The sequence below is a fragment of the Streptomyces sp. HUAS MG56 genome (assembly GCF_058673395.1).
Window position 1 is genome coordinate 1,035,288 of sequence record NZ_CM178722.1, and the last position, 14,239, is coordinate 1,049,526.

The 14,239-nt window shown below is 69.9% G+C and carries 15 protein-coding genes and 2 pseudogenes; 10 read left to right on the forward strand and 7 right to left on the reverse strand.

Translation table 11 applies throughout. The annotated features are described in order from the left end of the window. The first annotated feature begins 67 nt into the window (after positions 1 to 67). Positions 68 to 1,540 carry an FAD-dependent monooxygenase gene (locus AC4OXY_RS05250; protein WP_491993279.1) on the forward strand — a complete coding sequence of 491 codons (1,473 nt, stop codon included), beginning with the start codon at positions 68 to 70 and terminating at the stop codon, positions 1,538 to 1,540. Positions 1,541 to 1,936: 396 nt separating this feature from the next. Here the strand turns inward: AC4OXY_RS05250 and AC4OXY_RS05255 are convergent, their stop codons facing one another. After that, positions 1,937 to 2,704 carry a hypothetical protein gene (locus AC4OXY_RS05255; RefSeq protein WP_491993280.1) on the reverse strand — a complete coding sequence of 256 codons (768 nt, stop codon included), beginning with the start codon at positions 2,702 to 2,704 and terminating at the stop codon, positions 1,937 to 1,939. Positions 2,705 to 3,475: 771 nt separating this feature from the next. Next, positions 3,476 to 4,429: a LysR family transcriptional regulator gene (locus tag AC4OXY_RS05260; protein WP_491994791.1), complete on the reverse strand. Its 954-nt coding sequence runs from the start codon at positions 4,427 to 4,429 to the stop codon at positions 3,476 to 3,478. A 104-nt stretch (positions 4,430 to 4,533) separates the two neighbouring features. On the opposite strand from AC4OXY_RS05260, the gene AC4OXY_RS05265 reads away from it, so the two are divergent. The 4 genes and pseudogenes from AC4OXY_RS05265 to AC4OXY_RS05280 all read left to right on the forward strand — a co-directional run bounded on the left by AC4OXY_RS05265 (position 4,534) and on the right by AC4OXY_RS05280 (position 6,959). Then, positions 4,534 to 5,427: an NAD(P)H-binding protein gene (locus tag AC4OXY_RS05265; RefSeq protein ID WP_491993281.1), complete on the forward strand. Its 894-nt coding sequence runs from the start codon at positions 4,534 to 4,536 to the stop codon at positions 5,425 to 5,427. Positions 5,428 to 5,501: 74 nt separating this feature from the next. Beyond that, the gene (locus tag AC4OXY_RS05270; RefSeq protein WP_356027918.1) at positions 5,502 to 5,867 is read left to right on the forward strand and encodes a darcynin family protein; all 366 of its coding nucleotides are present in this window, start codon (positions 5,502 to 5,504) and stop codon (positions 5,865 to 5,867) included. Positions 5,868 to 6,115: 248 nt separating this feature from the next. Further along, positions 6,116 to 6,496: a hypothetical protein gene (locus tag AC4OXY_RS05275; RefSeq protein ID WP_491993282.1), complete on the forward strand. Its 381-nt coding sequence runs from the start codon at positions 6,116 to 6,118 to the stop codon at positions 6,494 to 6,496. 8 nt (positions 6,497 to 6,504) lie between these two features. Next, positions 6,505 to 6,959 (forward strand): annotated as a pseudogene (locus tag AC4OXY_RS05280) (MmyB family transcriptional regulator). A 109-nt stretch (positions 6,960 to 7,068) separates the two neighbouring features. Here AC4OXY_RS05280 and AC4OXY_RS05285 read toward each other — a convergent pair. Beyond that, complete coding sequence (locus AC4OXY_RS05285) at positions 7,069 to 7,581, reverse strand: MarR family winged helix-turn-helix transcriptional regulator (protein ID WP_491993283.1); 513 nt, start codon at positions 7,579 to 7,581, stop codon at positions 7,069 to 7,071. Positions 7,582 to 7,696: 115 nt separating this feature from the next. On the opposite strand from AC4OXY_RS05285, the gene AC4OXY_RS05290 reads away from it, so the two are divergent. Beyond that, positions 7,697 to 8,503 (forward strand): oxidoreductase, encoded by an 807-nt coding sequence (locus tag AC4OXY_RS05290; protein WP_362817312.1) that lies wholly within the window; start codon positions 7,697 to 7,699, stop codon positions 8,501 to 8,503. A 304-nt stretch (positions 8,504 to 8,807) separates the two neighbouring features. On the opposite strand, the gene AC4OXY_RS05295 is transcribed toward AC4OXY_RS05290, so the two are convergent. From AC4OXY_RS05295 to AC4OXY_RS05305, 3 genes are all read right to left on the reverse strand, one after another. After that, positions 8,808 to 9,254, reverse strand: coding sequence for a GlcG/HbpS family heme-binding protein (locus AC4OXY_RS05295; RefSeq protein ID WP_362817310.1), 447 nt, complete (start codon positions 9,252 to 9,254; stop codon positions 8,808 to 8,810). A gap of 65 nt (positions 9,255 to 9,319) precedes the next feature. Continuing rightward, complete coding sequence (locus AC4OXY_RS05300; protein WP_356027908.1) at positions 9,320 to 9,640, reverse strand: NIPSNAP family protein; 321 nt, start codon at positions 9,638 to 9,640, stop codon at positions 9,320 to 9,322. Between the two features lie 30 nt (positions 9,641 to 9,670). Beyond that, entirely contained in the window at positions 9,671 to 10,639 is a 969-nt protein-coding gene (locus AC4OXY_RS05305) for an NADP-dependent oxidoreductase (protein WP_356027906.1), read from the reverse strand. Between the two features lie 141 nt (positions 10,640 to 10,780). Between AC4OXY_RS05305 and AC4OXY_RS05310 the strand changes: the two genes are divergently transcribed. The 4 genes and pseudogenes from AC4OXY_RS05310 (at position 10,781) to AC4OXY_RS05325 (ending at position 13,729) form a co-directional block, all read left to right on the forward strand. Next, on the forward strand, positions 10,781 to 11,155 hold the full coding sequence (locus tag AC4OXY_RS05310; protein ID WP_356027904.1) for a winged helix-turn-helix transcriptional regulator: 375 nt from the start codon (positions 10,781 to 10,783) through the stop codon (positions 11,153 to 11,155). A gap of 746 nt (positions 11,156 to 11,901) precedes the next feature. After that, positions 11,902 to 12,045 (forward strand): annotated as a pseudogene (locus tag AC4OXY_RS05315) (IS110 family transposase); the annotation flags it as partial. Between the two features lie 13 nt (positions 12,046 to 12,058). After that, positions 12,059 to 12,334 carry a hypothetical protein gene (locus AC4OXY_RS05320; protein WP_491993284.1) on the forward strand — a complete coding sequence of 92 codons (276 nt, stop codon included), beginning with the start codon at positions 12,059 to 12,061 and terminating at the stop codon, positions 12,332 to 12,334. A gap of 123 nt (positions 12,335 to 12,457) precedes the next feature. Beyond that, positions 12,458 to 13,729, forward strand: a complete 1,272-nt coding sequence (locus tag AC4OXY_RS05325) for an IS256 family transposase (RefSeq protein WP_491993285.1) — start codon at positions 12,458 to 12,460, stop codon at positions 13,727 to 13,729. A 48-nt stretch (positions 13,730 to 13,777) separates the two neighbouring features. Here the strand turns inward: AC4OXY_RS05325 and AC4OXY_RS05330 are convergent, their stop codons facing one another. Next, entirely contained in the window at positions 13,778 to 14,212 is a 435-nt protein-coding gene (locus tag AC4OXY_RS05330; RefSeq protein WP_491993286.1) for a DUF2267 domain-containing protein, read from the reverse strand. Positions 14,213 to 14,239 lie beyond the last annotated feature (27 nt).

Here is a 14,239-nt window from a genome sequence, read left to right on the forward strand (position 1 = left end):
CCAGTGGACAATTCTAGGGCACTCTCATTCTTATCCATTGGACAAGAGTGAGGGGAAAGTGGTTGTCATGATCGATGTGCTCATCGCCGGGGCCGGCCCGGTGGGGCTCTGGCTGGCCGCGGAGTTGCGCCTGCACGGGGTGGAGGTGACCGTCGTGGAACGCCGGGCGGCACCGGACGGACGGTCGCGCGCGGTCGGCATGCAGGCCGGCACGCTGGACACCTTCGCCACCCGCGGACTCGCGGAGCGGTTCATCGAACGCGGTACCCCGGTGCCGACCGGCCACTTCGGTGCGGCGACCACCCGGCTGGACTTCTCCACAGTCGGAGCGGCGCACCCGTTCATGCTGGCGCTCGGTCAGTCCGTCACCGAACAGCTCCTGGAGGAGCACGCGGTTGCCGTGGGCGCCCGGGTGCTGCGCGGAGAGGAGGTCGTCTCGCTCACCCAGGGCCCGGACGCCGTCGAGGCGGTGATTCGGGCCCGCGGCACCCACCGGACCGTGCGGGCCCGCTGGGTGGTGGGCTGCGACGGCACGCGCAGCGCGGTGCGCCAAGCGGCCGGCATCGACTTCCCCGGGCAGGACACCACGCTGACCGGATGGCTCGCCGACGTCGAACTCGACGACCCGCCCAGCGCGCCGCTCGCCGCCACCAGGCCGGCCGGTTCGTTCCTGGCGGCCCCGATCGGCGACGGCGTCCACCGGCTGGCGGGCCTCTCCACGGCCACCATGCACCATGGCACCGGCGAACCGCTGACCCTGGCGGAGGTGCGCGAGCAGACCCGCACGCTACTGGGACGGGATCTGGGCATCCGCAACCCCCGCTGGCTGTCGCGCTACGGCAACGCCACCCGCCAGGCCGCGCGGTACCGGGCCGGACGGGTGCTGGTGGCCGGGGACGCGGCGCACATGTTCTTCCCGGCCGGTGGCCAGGGCATGAACCTCGGCATCCAGGACGCCACCAACCTGGGCTGGAAACTGGCCGCCACCCTCCAGGGCCGGGCGCCCGACGGACTGCTCGACAGCTACGACACGGAACGCCGGCCGGCCGCCCGCGCCGTCATCGACAACACCCGTGCCCAGCTCGCCCTGTTCGCCGCGGCGAGCCCGGAGCAGATCGCGCTGCGCGAGGTCTGGTCCACCGCGCTGGCCGAACCGCAGACCAACCGCCAGTGGGCCCGCCGGATCGCCGGCTTCGACGACCCGCTCCCCGCCGACACCGCACCCGGCGCACACCCGCTGGACGGCACTCGACTGGCCGGCCTCGCCCTGGACACGGCCGACGCACCCACGGCCCACCCGTTGATGCACCACGGCCGGCCGCTGCTACTGGACCTCGGCGGGACGCGGACGCCGTGTACCGCAGACGGTCTGGAACAGCGGGCAGTCACCGTCAACACCGCAGCGACGGACCCGATCTGGCGGAACGTCACCGCGGTTCTGATCCGACCGGACGCCCGGATCACCTGGGCCAGCACCGACACCGACCCGCAGCGCCGGGCCGCGGACTGCCTCACCGCCATGCGCACCCTGTGCCGCTGAGCGCGCTCGGTGAGCCCACCCGCCGGACCCACTCGGCGCCCTTCTCTCACGGACCAGGCCGGATCAGCGCGACTCCTCCAGCCCCAGCGGGGGCACGCCATCCATGCGTGCATCGCAAGGCGGCGCACCTTCCGGCCGAAGGCTGGAGGCGTGCCTGGTCTGGAGTCCGGGCTCTTCACCACCAGGCCAACCGAACCCGAACCCCAGATCACCCCACAACCGGAACCGAAACAGTCGCGTTCCTGCTCCGCGTCCACGCCATGGACACGCCCCAGCCCGGCCCGTATGCCACGTTGCCAGACGGTGGCAATGGGGCAGTTGGGCGAGTTGAAGGTGACCGACGAGGACGGCCGGAGTTGTCCTCACCCTCCGGCGACGTTCTGCTCAGGCGAGGCTTCAGCCGCCCCTCAGTCTCACCCCGAACCGGGTGCGCAATCGGTGGATCTCCCACCATGCGATCGCCGTCACCGTGGCCGGACCGCCGATGAACAGCGCATAGGCGATCGGCGTCGGTCCGCTGGGCAGTTTCGCTGTGGCCGCGAACGTCCAGACCAGGAAGGTGGCCAGCACAGGCGGGGCCGCGGGGTGAACCGCGGCCGCGCCGAAGCCGGTTCGTGCGACGGCGGCCGAGGCGAACAGGAACAAGAACACCGACCACATGACTCCCGCCAGGAACGCGAGGGACAGCCACGTACCCGCAGAGCCGCCCAGCCGCGACGGATCGGCCACGCTCCAGCAAACGACCAGTACGACGATGAGCAACAACGTGCTGACGAACAAGCCGAGTTGGCGCAACGATCCACGCAGTGCAGCCCACATCGTCCGGCGGCGGCTGGAAGGCGCACACCAGACGAAGGCCATGAAGACGACCGGCGCACTCACGACGAGCAGCCACGGTGTGGTGAGGAGCGCGCTCCAGCGATCCGAGAGCGACTCGCCTATGTCCCGCACGGAGCCGAAGGCCACGACATCCGCGAGTGACACCCCGATCGCCGCGCACGTGCGGAGCCTCTTGACGCGTGCCACGTCCGGATCGCGCACGGGGACGGAGCCTGGGCCACGAAGGAAGAGGCGCCAGGCGACACTGCGGGCGCTGCGTGCGAGGCAGTACAGCCCCATCAAGGGAGAGAACAGCAGCAGAAACGGCGACAGCACGAGCACCACGCCGCCGGGCAGGCGGCCGAGGAGTCCGAACAGCGAGAGCCAGTCCCGGAACTGTGCCGGGCCGGCCGGATCAGGGGAAGGGGGCACGGGCACCCCGCTCGGCGGCCAGTACGGCAGTGGACCACTTCCCGGTCGGATGGAGACCAATTCCGCACACCTCGCCCACGGACACCCCTACGTCTTCAACGCATCCCCCGGCAAGACGCGGGGGCCGCACGACACGGTTCCCGCATGATCAGCCACCCACCGCATCCGGTGACGTCCGCACCCGCTGTGCCAGCTCCCCACCACACCAGCCACAGGTCGACGGTGGCTGAGAAAGCACGGACCAGGCGGCCGGAAGCCGGTGAACCCACCAGACTCCCTCTGCGAGGATCCCGTCTTCGTCCAGCCCCAGAGCCGCGGCCGTGTGCCCAGGGATCCGGGCCTCGGCCCCGGTCATCAGCCGCCGCTGCCGCCCGTCCGGATGCGCGAACGGCGCTGGTCTCCCGCAGCGACTGGGGCACGATCCACTGCCCGGCCCCGCGGCCCCGGGCCGGCATGTGCCGCTCGGGCCACGAAAGGCCGGCGTCCCTGCCCAGCCGGCTTTGGGTCACCGTGCCGGAAAGGATGCCGTTGTCGTACCGACCATGGTGGCCGGTGGCTCGAGTGTGCGGCGTATCGGCCGGGCAATCTTCTGCTCGTGCCGGTGTGATGACGCCGACGGCCTCGCCAGGGTCTTTGCTGCTGCCCGGTCGCGGCCGCCCGCAGCCAAGGGGGGCTTTAGGCACGTCAGGGGGGCGAGTTCCCGGGTGCGCGAACGGTGCGGCGGACGGCGTTGCGGAGCCAGTGGTGGGCTCCGTCGGCGGCATGGCGGGGGTGCCAGGCCATGCCGATGGTCAGGGGCGGCAGTGGCAGGGGGATGTCGAGGAGGTGCAGGCCAAGGGCCGTGGCGGCATCGGTGAGGGGCGAGGGTGCGGCGCCGGGGAGCGCGGCAGGGACGAGGCAGATGACATCGCTGCGGGCGGCGAGGGTCATCGCGGCCAAGTGGCTGGGGAGGACGGCACTGACCCGCCGACTGAGGTTGCGCTCGGACAAGGCGGTGTCGAGGGGGCCGGTGAACCGGCCGCGGCGGCTGACCGCGACGTGTTCGGCAGCGGCGAACCGAGCCGGGGTCAGGGTTCCTTCGGTGAGGGGGTGGCCGGGCCGGACAGCCGCCACCATCCGGAGGGTGAGCAGTTCCTCGACCTGGGTTTCAGGGTCGACGTGGTCGATGGATCCGACTTCCAGGTCGATGCGGCCGTCGCGCAGTGCCGGTCCGGCCTCCAACTCCTCGGCCCGGAACCGCAGGGAAACCCCCGGCGCCTCCTGCCGGGCCAGCTGCAGCAGTCCGGGGGCCAGTACCGCGCCGACCAGGTCGGCGCTCTGGAGGGAGAAGGTGGTGTGCAGGGCGGCAGGGTCGATGCCAGTGCCGGGGGTGAGCAGTGCTCCGAGGCGGCGCACCACTGCGGCGGCTTCGTCGCGCAGGGCCTGGGCGCGCGGGGTGGGGACCATGCTCTGTCCGGCCCGCACCAGGAGCGGGTCTTGGAGGACGCGGCGGAGACGGGCAAGGGTGCGGCTCATGGCGGCGGGGGAGGTGTGCAGGCGGGCGGCGGCGCGGGTGACGCTCTGCTCGGACAGCAAAGCGTCCAATGCGACGGCGAGTTGGGCATCGATAACCGGGTCAGGGTTGTTCACCAGCGTAATTCCGTTTCAGGCAATGATTCCATGCTGAAGTTCCCATTGTGGCAACACCCTTGATCTCCGCAGGATGAGGGGCGTACCGACCCGACACCATCCACGAGGTCTTCATGATCGTCATCACTGGCCCCACCGGGAACATCAGCCGCCACCTGCTTCCGCTGGTCCTTGAGTCCGCCCCCGCCGCCGGCGAGGAACTGCGCGTGGTCGTGCGTGACCCCGCCCGGCTCCCCGACGCGGTACGCGAACACGTCGAAGTGATCACCGGCTCGCACGGCGACGCCCAGGTCGTCGACCGGGCCTTCGAAGGCGCGGACGCGGTCTTCTGGCTCGTCCCCCCGGACGCCTCCCTGACCCCGGAGGACGCCTACTGCGGCTTCACCCGCCCCGCCGCCAAGGCACTCGCCTCCCACGGCGTCGGACATGTGGTCGGCGTCTCCGCGCTCGGCCGCGGTACCCCGGTCGCCGACCACGCCGGGCTCGTCACCGCCTCCCTTGCCATGGACGACCTGATCGCGGGCACAGGCGTCGCCTACCGGGCCCTGGCCAACCCGTCCTTCTTCGAGAACCTCCTGGAGGAGGCCGACTCGATCCGCGAGAAGGGCGTCTTCGCCGACACCGTCGACGCCGACCGCAAGGCGCCCCTCGTGGCCGTCGCCGACATCGCCGCCGTGGCCGCCGGCCTGCTGCTGGACCGCTCCTGGACCGGCACCGACAGCGTCCCGGTCCTCGGGCCGCAGGACCTGTCCCCCAACGACCTGGCCCGCATCATGACCGAGCAGCTCGGCCGCCCCGTGCGCTACGAACGCCAGCCGCTCGACGATCTGCACACCACCCTCGTCGGCTACGGCCTCAACGAGGCATTCGTCCGGGGCATCACCGACATGAAGCGGGCCAAGGACGACGGCCTCGACGCTGGCGTCGCCCGCACCCCGGACACCGCCTCCCCCACCACCTTCGAGCAGTGGTGCGCCCGGACCCTCAAGCCCGCCGTCCTCTCCTGAAGGCCCAACAGCCGTCGCCGCAGCACATGGCGCCCACCGTACCGAGACCCCCTGCCACCCCGGAGGCACTCATCATGTCCACTGAGAAGACCGAACCGCCGGTCACCGCGTTCATGCTCGTCAAGACCACACCCGAGTGGCTCGCCCTGACCGTCCAGGAACGTGTGGACGCCTTCACCACCCAGGTCCTCCCCGCAATCAAGGCCAAGACCACCGGTGTTCGGTCACGCTTCTACGACACGGAGTTCTACTCCGCGCGCGTCACCGACGTCTGGGTCTGGGAGGCAGACGACCACCACGCCTACCAGCTCCTCGTCGACGCGTTGCGCGAGACCCCGTTCTGGGACCGCTACTTCGAGGTCGTCGACCTGCTCGTCGGCACCGAGAACGGCTACGCCCACACCTACGGCCTCGACCCCGTCGCCACCATCACCACCTGACACCCGCCCGTCCGGCCCACGGCACACTCACCCGCACACTGATCTCCGAAGAGGCGTGGCACATTTCAGCCCCGCACGCGCGGCGGATCAGCCGTTCATGACGTAGTCCCGCCGGCGGCGGCTGGACTCGGCTGACGCCGAGACCGGCGTTGTGCGCCGGCTCGGCCTCCGACATCTGTTGATCTGGCCATCCGGGTGGGTGCCTCAGGGCCACCCTCTTCGCGGTGCGGGCTCGTACGTTGGTCGACATGCAGGCGAAGCCGCTGAGTGAGTTCCTGCGGTCCCGGCGCGCACTGGTGCGCCCCGAGGACCACGGGATGCCCGCGGGGACGCGCCGTACTCCCGGTCTGCGACGCGAGGAGATCGCGCTGCTCGCCGGGGTGAGCACGGACTACCACGTGCGGCTGGAACAAGGACACGAACGCAATCCGTCGTCCCAGGTCCTGCGGGCCTTGGCGGCAGCCCTGTTGCTGAAGGGCGAGGAATCCGCCTACCTGCGTACGCTGGTCGATCCGCCACAGCGCGGGCAGGTCAATGTACCTGCCGTAGACCAGGGCCGGCGTGTCGACCCAGGCGTCCAGCAAAGACACCAGCTGCGTTTACCTGGCTCGACAGCGAGACCAGTCTGATCACAGCGATGTTCCTCAACCCGGCCGCCCAGGGCTTCTACTGTGACTGGGCCGACGTCGCGCAGGGGTGCGTGGCTGCGCTGCGGTCCGCCAACCCCGACCCGGACGATCAGCGACTGCAGGAGCTGGTAGGTGAACTTGCGGGCGAAGTCCCGACTTCGCCCGCATGTGGGCACGCCACGAGGTACGGGCCAAGACGGCCTCGACCAAGCGTTTTCGCCACCCGCTGATCGGCGACCTCACTCTGGGCTTCGAGACCTTCTCCGTCAACAGCGCCCCGGCCAGCACCTTGTCGTCTACCGAGCCGAGCCCGGCACCGCCGCCGACAGTCCCTGACCTTGCTGGGCAGCTTCGCCCTCACGTTGTAGCCGCCGAGGCAGAGGGCGCCGGTTGGACTGACCGCGGAATGGACCGCGTCTCCGCCCTCTCGACGCGCAGACAGGCGGAGGCGAACGGAGCCTGAGCGGAAGCTGTCGCGCGAGGCGGACCCGCGTGTGGAGCGACCGAGCAGGGCGCCCGTCGCCGTCCGGGCCGGAGGACGCTTCGGCGCCTGGTCCAGCCCATTCACGGCATCACGGCGTCTTCCTGTCGAGGGAGGTCGGGGTGCCGCAGCGCTCGTTGCCGTCGGTCAGGTCGTCGCGCACCAGGACAAGGAGTTGTGTCAGCCGCGAGCGCTGGGTGTCAGTCAGCGAGCGGAACAGGTCGTCTTCCACCTCCTGCTGCGCGGCTGCCGCGTCCCGCAGCCGCTGCTGTCCCGCCTCCGTCAGCACGACCAGGTGGCGGCGCCGATCGCGAGGGTCACGCGTGCGCGTCACCAGCCCCTCGGCCTCCAGAGGGTTGAGCTGCGTGACGAGCACGCTGGCCGCGGTATCCGTCTCGGCGGCCAGGTCGGTCTGCGCCAGCGGGCCGCGATCGTGGAGCAGCCCGAGGATGTGGAACTGCCGCGGCGCGAGGCCATGGGCGGTGTGCGCATCCCTCAGGCGACGCATGGCCTCGTGCCCCAGAAGGGCGAGCATGAGGCCGGGGCTGTTGCGGTGCTCGCCGAGCAGCACCGGGCCGGAGGTGATGGAGGTAGCCGAAGTCACCCTTTCACTTTACATCACACAATCGTGTAAGTTCCTCAATGAATTATGCATGTGAACGATTGAGGGACCGCAAGTCCCTCCGCCTCCGTACGCCACTGTTCGCCCGAGGAGCGCCATGTCTGCCACCCGTCCGACCCTGTACCCCGATCCGAGCGCGGATCTGGGCCTGCACGGCGCACGCGCCGTCGTCACCGGAGGAACCCGCGGGATCGGCGCAGCCACCGTGCGCCGTCTGGTCACGGCCGGAGCGCACGTGGTCGCCATCGCCCGCAACCGAGCAGAAGTCCCCGCCCGAGTGCACGTGGTGACCGCCGATCTCGACACCCCCGACGGAGCCGAGCAGGCGGCAGCCGCAGCGCTCGACCTGCTGGGCGGCGTCGACGTGCTCGTCGACAACGCCGGACGCAACACCCACGTACCGGACGGCGTCCTCGCTGCGACCGACGAGGACTGGCTGGCCAACCTCGGGGCCAACCTGCTGTCCGCCGTCCGTCTCGACCGCGTCCTCGTCCCGCACATGACCGCACAAGGCCATGGGGCAGTCGTCCACGTGTCGTCGAACGCCGCCCGCTACCCTCAGCCCAACGGCGCTCCGTACGCCGCCGCCAAGGCCGCCCTCAACGCTTACAGCAAGAGCCTCGCACTCGCCTGCGGCCCACACGGCGTGCGCGTCACCGCGGTCATGCCCGGAGTCATCGAGACCGACGCCGTGGAAGCAAGCCTGCGGCAGGCGGCAGAACGCACCGGCCGCGACCTGGACACCATCCGCGAGGAGTTCCACCAGCGCCTCGCCGCCCCGCTCGGCCGCCCCGGACGCCCCGAAGAAGCCGCAGAGCTGATCGCCTTCCTCGCTTCCCCCCGCGCCTCCTACCTCACCGGCATCACCATTTCGGTCGACGGAGGGATTCTCCCCACCCTCTGACGAACCGTCGAGGATCTCCTTGAACACCAGAGGCTCATTCTCTTCCCGCGCAACGGAAGCCGGTCACGGTCGGCGTCGGCGTCCATAGTTCAGGAACAGGGGGCGCACGCCGTACCCATCGGGCTTTCGACGCGGCAATCCCCCGGGCCCGGATCCCGCCGCTGAGCTTGTTCGCTGCGGAACCGGTCCAGAAGCGGTTCGTCCGCCGGCTGACCGGCATGCCGAACCGCAATCCGGCGCCGGTCGGCAGAACCAAGGTGACCGCCCGCAGCGGGATGACCTCGGAGACGAGTAGACCGTGGGGTCAGCGGGCGGGCAGCTCGAACCCGAGGGCGGCCAGGGCTTCCACGGCGGCCTGCTGGTCCTGCTCATAGGTGCCGCCGGAGATTCCGAGACCTCCCACGCACCGACCGTTGTCGGTGATCGGGTAGCCGCCGCCGACCGCCATCAGGCGCGGGTGGCCGGCCAGCGGCGCGACCCGCGGCTCAGCGAGGTAGTCGTTCCACACGTGGGTGGGAGTGTGGAAGGAGGCCGCGGTCCAGGCTTTGTCGACGGCCACCTCGGCGGCGAGGAAGGGCACGCCGTCGGCGCGGTCGAACGCCTTGAGGTGCCCGCCCGGGTCGGTGACGGCTACGGCAGCCGTGAAGCCGATCCGGGCGGCAGCCACGTGCACCGCCGCGACAAGTGCGCCGGCGGCGGCCTGGGTGATCGAGGAGGCGGGGCTGGACTTTTCGAGCGTATCGGTGTTCATGAACGGTTCCCTTTGTGGCTGTGTCGTGAGGTGGGGCAGTGGCGGTCGGTGCCTTCGCGGCGGGGTCAGCGCAATGGTGAGGCGGGGGTGGGGACCACGCGGGTGACGACGGTCTTCTCCGGAATCAGCAGGCCGTACACGACCGGTCCGATCTCGCCCTTCCACCGGTCGTGGTCGTAGACCGCCGCGTACAGGGCTTCGCTCTGGGCCTCGTCCTCGAACCGGCGGATCCACACGTAGCCGTCCTGGTCCTGGTCGTCGACGAAGGAGGCGGTCACGTCCATGCCCAGCGAGGTCTGGAACGGGATGACCACGTCCTCCATGTAGCGCACCCATTCCTCGCGGCGTCCGGGCTGCGCCTGGTAGCGGCGGATCTCGTAGTACATGCTGATACTCCAAACTGCCTGCGGGGATGGTCAGTTGGTGACAGTGAGGACGAGCTTGCCGCGGGTGCGGCCGGCCTCGCCACGGGCGTGGGCCGCACCGGCCTGCTCCAGCGGAAAGGTGTCCTCCACCTCGACGGCCACATGGCCCGCATCGATCAGGTCGGCGATCGTCGTCAGCGCGGCACCGTCCGGCTCGACCAGGAAGGGAGTCACCCGCACACCGGCCGCCGCAGCGGCCTCGGCCAGCTCCGGGGAGACGCCGGCCGGGATCGCGACCAGCAGACCGCCGGGGCGCAGGACCTTCAGCGAGCGGGTGCTGGTCCGGTCGTGGGCGTCGCCCACCAGGTCGATGACGACGTCGACGTCGGCGGTGGCGTCCTCGAAGCGGGCGGTGGTGTAGTCGATGGTCTCGGTGGCGCCGAGTTCCTTGAGCCAGGGGTGGCGGGCGGCGCCGGCGGTGGCGATCACGTGGGCGCCCAGGTGCCGGGCGAACTGGACCGCGAAGTGGCCGACCCCGCCGGCGGCGGCGGTGACGAGGACGCGCTGGCCGGCCCGCACGTGGGCGGTGTCGACCACGGCCTGCCAGGCGGTCAGCGCCGCGAGCGGTACGGCGGCGGCGTGCACGTGGTCGAGGGTGGCGGGCTTGCGGGAGAACTGGCGGGCCGGGGCGGTCACGTACTCGGCGTAGGCGTTCGCGACGCGCGGGAACCACGGCATGCCGTACACCTCGTCGCCGGCCTTCAACGTGGTCACACCGAAGCCGACCTCCTCCACCACCCCGGACACATCCCAGCCCAGGGTGAACGGCGGCTCACCCAGCACTCCGGCCATGCCGGTGCCACCCCGGGTCTTCCAGTCCACCGGGTTGATCCCGGCGGCGTGCACCCGCACCAGCACCTCGGTGGGCAGCGGCACCGGGCGCGGCACCTGCTGGATCCGCAGCACCTCCGGACCGCCGAAACCGTCCTGGACCACCGCGCGCATCGTGTCTGCGGACATGCGTCATCTCCTGAAAAGGGCACTCTGTGGAAGGCCTTTGCGGCCCTCCCGTGGACGTCGACGACGCTATCCCCGCGGATATAGTTACCTTCAAGGTCCAGTACTTCCCATTGGGAAGTGACCTGGTGAGGAGAGGGAAGCATGACGACCACCTGCCCCAGCGGCCAGCACGCCCACCACGACGTCTACGCCGCACAGTGCCCGTGTCGCGCCTTGCTCGACCTGCTCGCCAACAAGTGGTCCGCGCTGGCCATCGGTGCCCTAGAGGACGGGCCGCAGCGCTTCGGTGAGCTCCAGCGCAGGCTCCAGGGCGTCAGCCCCAAGGTGCTCACCCAGACGCTGCGCCGCCTGGAGGACTTCGGCATCCTCGACCGCACGATCTACCCCGCCGTCCCCCTGCACGTCGAGTACACCCTCACCCCCCTCGGCCAGAGCGCCGCGCTCCCTCTCAACGCGCTCCGCTCGTGGGTCGAGGACAACATCGACCAGGCGTTCCGGCGGGAACCCGGTCGCTGAACACCCCGACGAGCGCGTGCGCGAGCCAGGCGTTCGGCTTGTCGCGATCGAAGAGCCACGACCGTGTTCGCTGTGGGGATTCCCATGCCCCGTCCTGCCGATAGGCACACCGCCCTCGTCGTCACCGCCTCGCTCCTCCGCGTACTTGAGATCGGCGCGCCGGAGTACAACGGGGCCTCCCTCGCAAGCCTCAATCCGTCTTGACCAACTGCACGACGACGCCCCCCGGAGCAAGCCTGGCTGAGCGTCGTCGTATCAGATCCCCGTCTACCCTGGACCCCCGTCGACGCAAGCCGACGGGGGTCCTCACGTGTCACGAGCGATCACAGGCGTGTCACCAACCCCACGGACGCCCTCACGTCACAAGGCCCTGACCTGAACTTACGCGCTCACCTAGGACCAACTGGACGCCCGTGGACGGTCTCTACGACATGTGCCATGTGGTGCCGCAGTAATCGCCTCCGCCGACACCAAACCAAGAGCCGGACCAGGTGCGGACCGACTCGGCTCCGCATCAAGCGATTCCACCCGTTGCCGCAGGTCAGCTCGCCAGCAGGACCAGCCACGTCAAAGTGCGGAACGGGACTATGACGAGCGGTGCCATTGCGCGTGCCGACTCGGCGATCGTGACCTCACGAGCTTGACCGAGGCGGTCCCATCACAGTCGTGTCCGTCCGCCGAGCCGGTGCGCGCGAGCCCACACCGACGTCCACCAGGCCGCCGTCATCGACACCATCGGCCGGTACCTGGCCACCGAGGCGTTTCCTGCGACACCTGAAGGCTATCGAAGCCTGCTGGCATGGCTGCGGTCGCACGGCCACGCACTGACGGTGCGTATGAAGGGCACCGGATCCTTCGGCGCCGAACTCGCCCCGTACCTGCGTGCCAACCAGATCACCGTGTTTGAGGGACCGACCCGATCGTCGAGTTCGTCGAGCCGCGGGCAAATCCGACCCCGGCACGGTCGAGGCGATCCGCGCACTGCGCGTCGTACGTGCCAGCGCCATCAAGGCCCGCACCCAGACCATCAAGCAGATCAAATCGCTGATTATCACCGCGCCCGCTGCGGTCCGCGAAGCACTGCACTCGCTGACCGCCACCGAGCTGATACGGCGCCTGGTTACCAGCCGACCCGGCGCCGATCGACCACCCCTGCCGCTGCCGACGAGCTCGCACTGAAGCGCCTGGCCAAGCGTGCCCGAGCGTGCACGGGGAGCGTGTCTGAAAGATCGTGTAAGTCCGTGATGTGACAGGCTGGTCAGGGCTCTGACCTGGGCCTTCGGCCAGCCGGGACGGACGGACATGAACGACAACGAGATCCCGGCCGTCGAACCGGTCGAGGACAAGCTCGTCGATGAGGTCGTCGAGCGCCTGCTGGACCGCGCCGACGCCTCGGGTGCTGCCCTGCTGGGCGAAGGCGGCCTGCTGACGGCGGTGACCCGGGCCGTGCTGGAACGGGCCCTCGACGCGGAGATGACCGACCACCTCGGATACGAGAAGCACGATCCCGCGGGCCGCGGCTCGGGCAACAGCCGCAACGGAACATCTCTGAAGACGGTGCTGACCGATGCCGGGGCGGTCACGCTGGCCGTTCCCAGGGACCGTGACGGGTCCTTCGAACCGCAGCTGGTGCCCAAGCACGCCAGGCGACTTGCAGGGTTCAACGAGCGGGTCCTGTCCCTGTATGCGCGCGGCATGTCGGTGCGCGACATCCGCTCGCACCTGGCCGGCATGTACGGCGTCCAGGTCTCACCGGACCTGATCAGCAAAGTCACCGAGGCCGTCACCGACGAGCTCGACGCATGGCAGAACAGACCGCTGGACGCCGTCTGGCCGATCATCTACATCGACGCGCTGTGGGTGAAGATCCGCTCCGGGTCCGTGTCCTCCCGACCGGTCTATCTCGCCGTCGGGGTGGACATGGACGGCTGCAAGGACGTGCTCGGCCTGTGGGTCGGCGACGAGGGCGAAGGCGCCACGACCTGGATGACCGTGCTGTCCGAGCTCCGCAACCGCGGGGTCGAGGACGTGTGCATCGTCGCCTGCGACGGACTGAAAGGCCTGCCCGACGCGGTCACCGCGACCTGGCCCAAGGCCACCGTTCAGACATGTGTGATCCACTTGATCCGCGCCTCGCTGAGGTTCGCCTCCAAGCAGCACCACACCAGGCTGGTCACGGAGTTGAAGGCCATCTACACCGCCCCCACCGAGCAGACCGCCGAGCAGGCCCTCGCCGACTTCGCCGCAGGCGAGCTGGGCCAGCGGTATCCCGCGATCGTGCGGACCTGGCACGCCGCGTGGAGCGAATTCACCCCCTACCTCGCCTTCCCGCCGGAGATAAGGAAGGTCGTCTACTCGACCAACCTGATCGAGTCGATCAACGCACGGCTGCGGAAAGCCACTCGCAATCGTGGGCACTTCCCCTCGGAACAGGCCGCGTTGAAGGTGCTCTACCTCGCCGTCCGCGAGCAGATCACCCCCAGAGCGCGCGATGTCAACCACGTCGCGGCACACTGGAAGAAGGCACTGAACCAGTTCTCACTCTTCTTCGAGGACCGGCTCAACACCAAGTGATGGCCCAGGACTTACACAAAGTTCCGTACACGCCCTGCACGGGGCCACCTACGCGACGGGGGTGAGTTCGGCGCGGCCGAACAGCAGCGCGTAGCCGGAGGGAAGCTGTTGCAGGATGCGGGTCAGCAGGTCGGGGCCGGCGTAGGCGGCGACGGCGGAGAAGACGGATCCGGTGTCCCAGCGGGTGGTGGCCAGGGAGGCGCCGGTGCGGGCGGCGAGGTCCTTGACGAAGGCCCAGCCGCCCAGCGGTTGGGTGTCGGGGATCTGGGCGGTGAGGATGCGTGCGGCTTCGAAGGGGAGGCGGGCGGCCAGTTCGACGCGTTCGTCGCCGGTCAGCTGGCGTCCCAGACCCGAAAGGACGAGGCGGACGGCTTCCTCGGCCTTGTCGCGGGTGGGGTAGGCGCCTTCGTAGCGGACCTTTTCCAGCATGTGCTCGTACGCCCTCCCGTAGGAGTGCTGGCGCGGTGCGCTGTGGTCGGACATGACTGCGGTGGTTGCCTTTCTGTCACC

Bases quoted from the DNA above. Each gene is read 5' to 3' on its own strand.
- AC4OXY_RS05250 (WP_491993279.1), top strand. From the start codon at position 68: ATGATCGATGTGCTCATCGCCGGGGCCGGCCCGGTGGGGCTCTGGCTG.
- AC4OXY_RS05265 (WP_491993281.1), top strand. From the start codon at position 4,534: ATGATCGTCATCACTGGCCCCACCGGGAACATCAGCCGCCACCTGCTT.
- AC4OXY_RS05270 (WP_356027918.1), top strand. From the start codon at position 5,502: ATGTCCACTGAGAAGACCGAACCGCCGGTCACCGCGTTCATGCTCGTC.
- AC4OXY_RS05275 (WP_491993282.1), top strand. From the start codon at position 6,116: ATGCAGGCGAAGCCGCTGAGTGAGTTCCTGCGGTCCCGGCGCGCACTG.
- AC4OXY_RS05290 (WP_362817312.1), top strand. From the start codon at position 7,697: ATGTCTGCCACCCGTCCGACCCTGTACCCCGATCCGAGCGCGGATCTG.
- AC4OXY_RS05295 (WP_362817310.1), bottom strand. From the start codon at position 9,254: ATGAACACCGATACGCTCGAAAAGTCCAGCCCCGCCTCCTCGATCACC.
- AC4OXY_RS05300 (WP_356027908.1), bottom strand. From the start codon at position 9,640: ATGTACTACGAGATCCGCCGCTACCAGGCGCAGCCCGGACGCCGCGAG.
- AC4OXY_RS05305 (WP_356027906.1), bottom strand. From the start codon at position 10,639: ATGTCCGCAGACACGATGCGCGCGGTGGTCCAGGACGGTTTCGGCGGT.
- AC4OXY_RS05310 (WP_356027904.1), top strand. From the start codon at position 10,781: ATGACGACCACCTGCCCCAGCGGCCAGCACGCCCACCACGACGTCTAC.
- AC4OXY_RS05325 (WP_491993285.1), top strand. From the start codon at position 12,458: ATGAACGACAACGAGATCCCGGCCGTCGAACCGGTCGAGGACAAGCTC.
- AC4OXY_RS05330 (WP_491993286.1), bottom strand. From the start codon at position 14,212: ATGTCCGACCACAGCGCACCGCGCCAGCACTCCTACGGGAGGGCGTAC.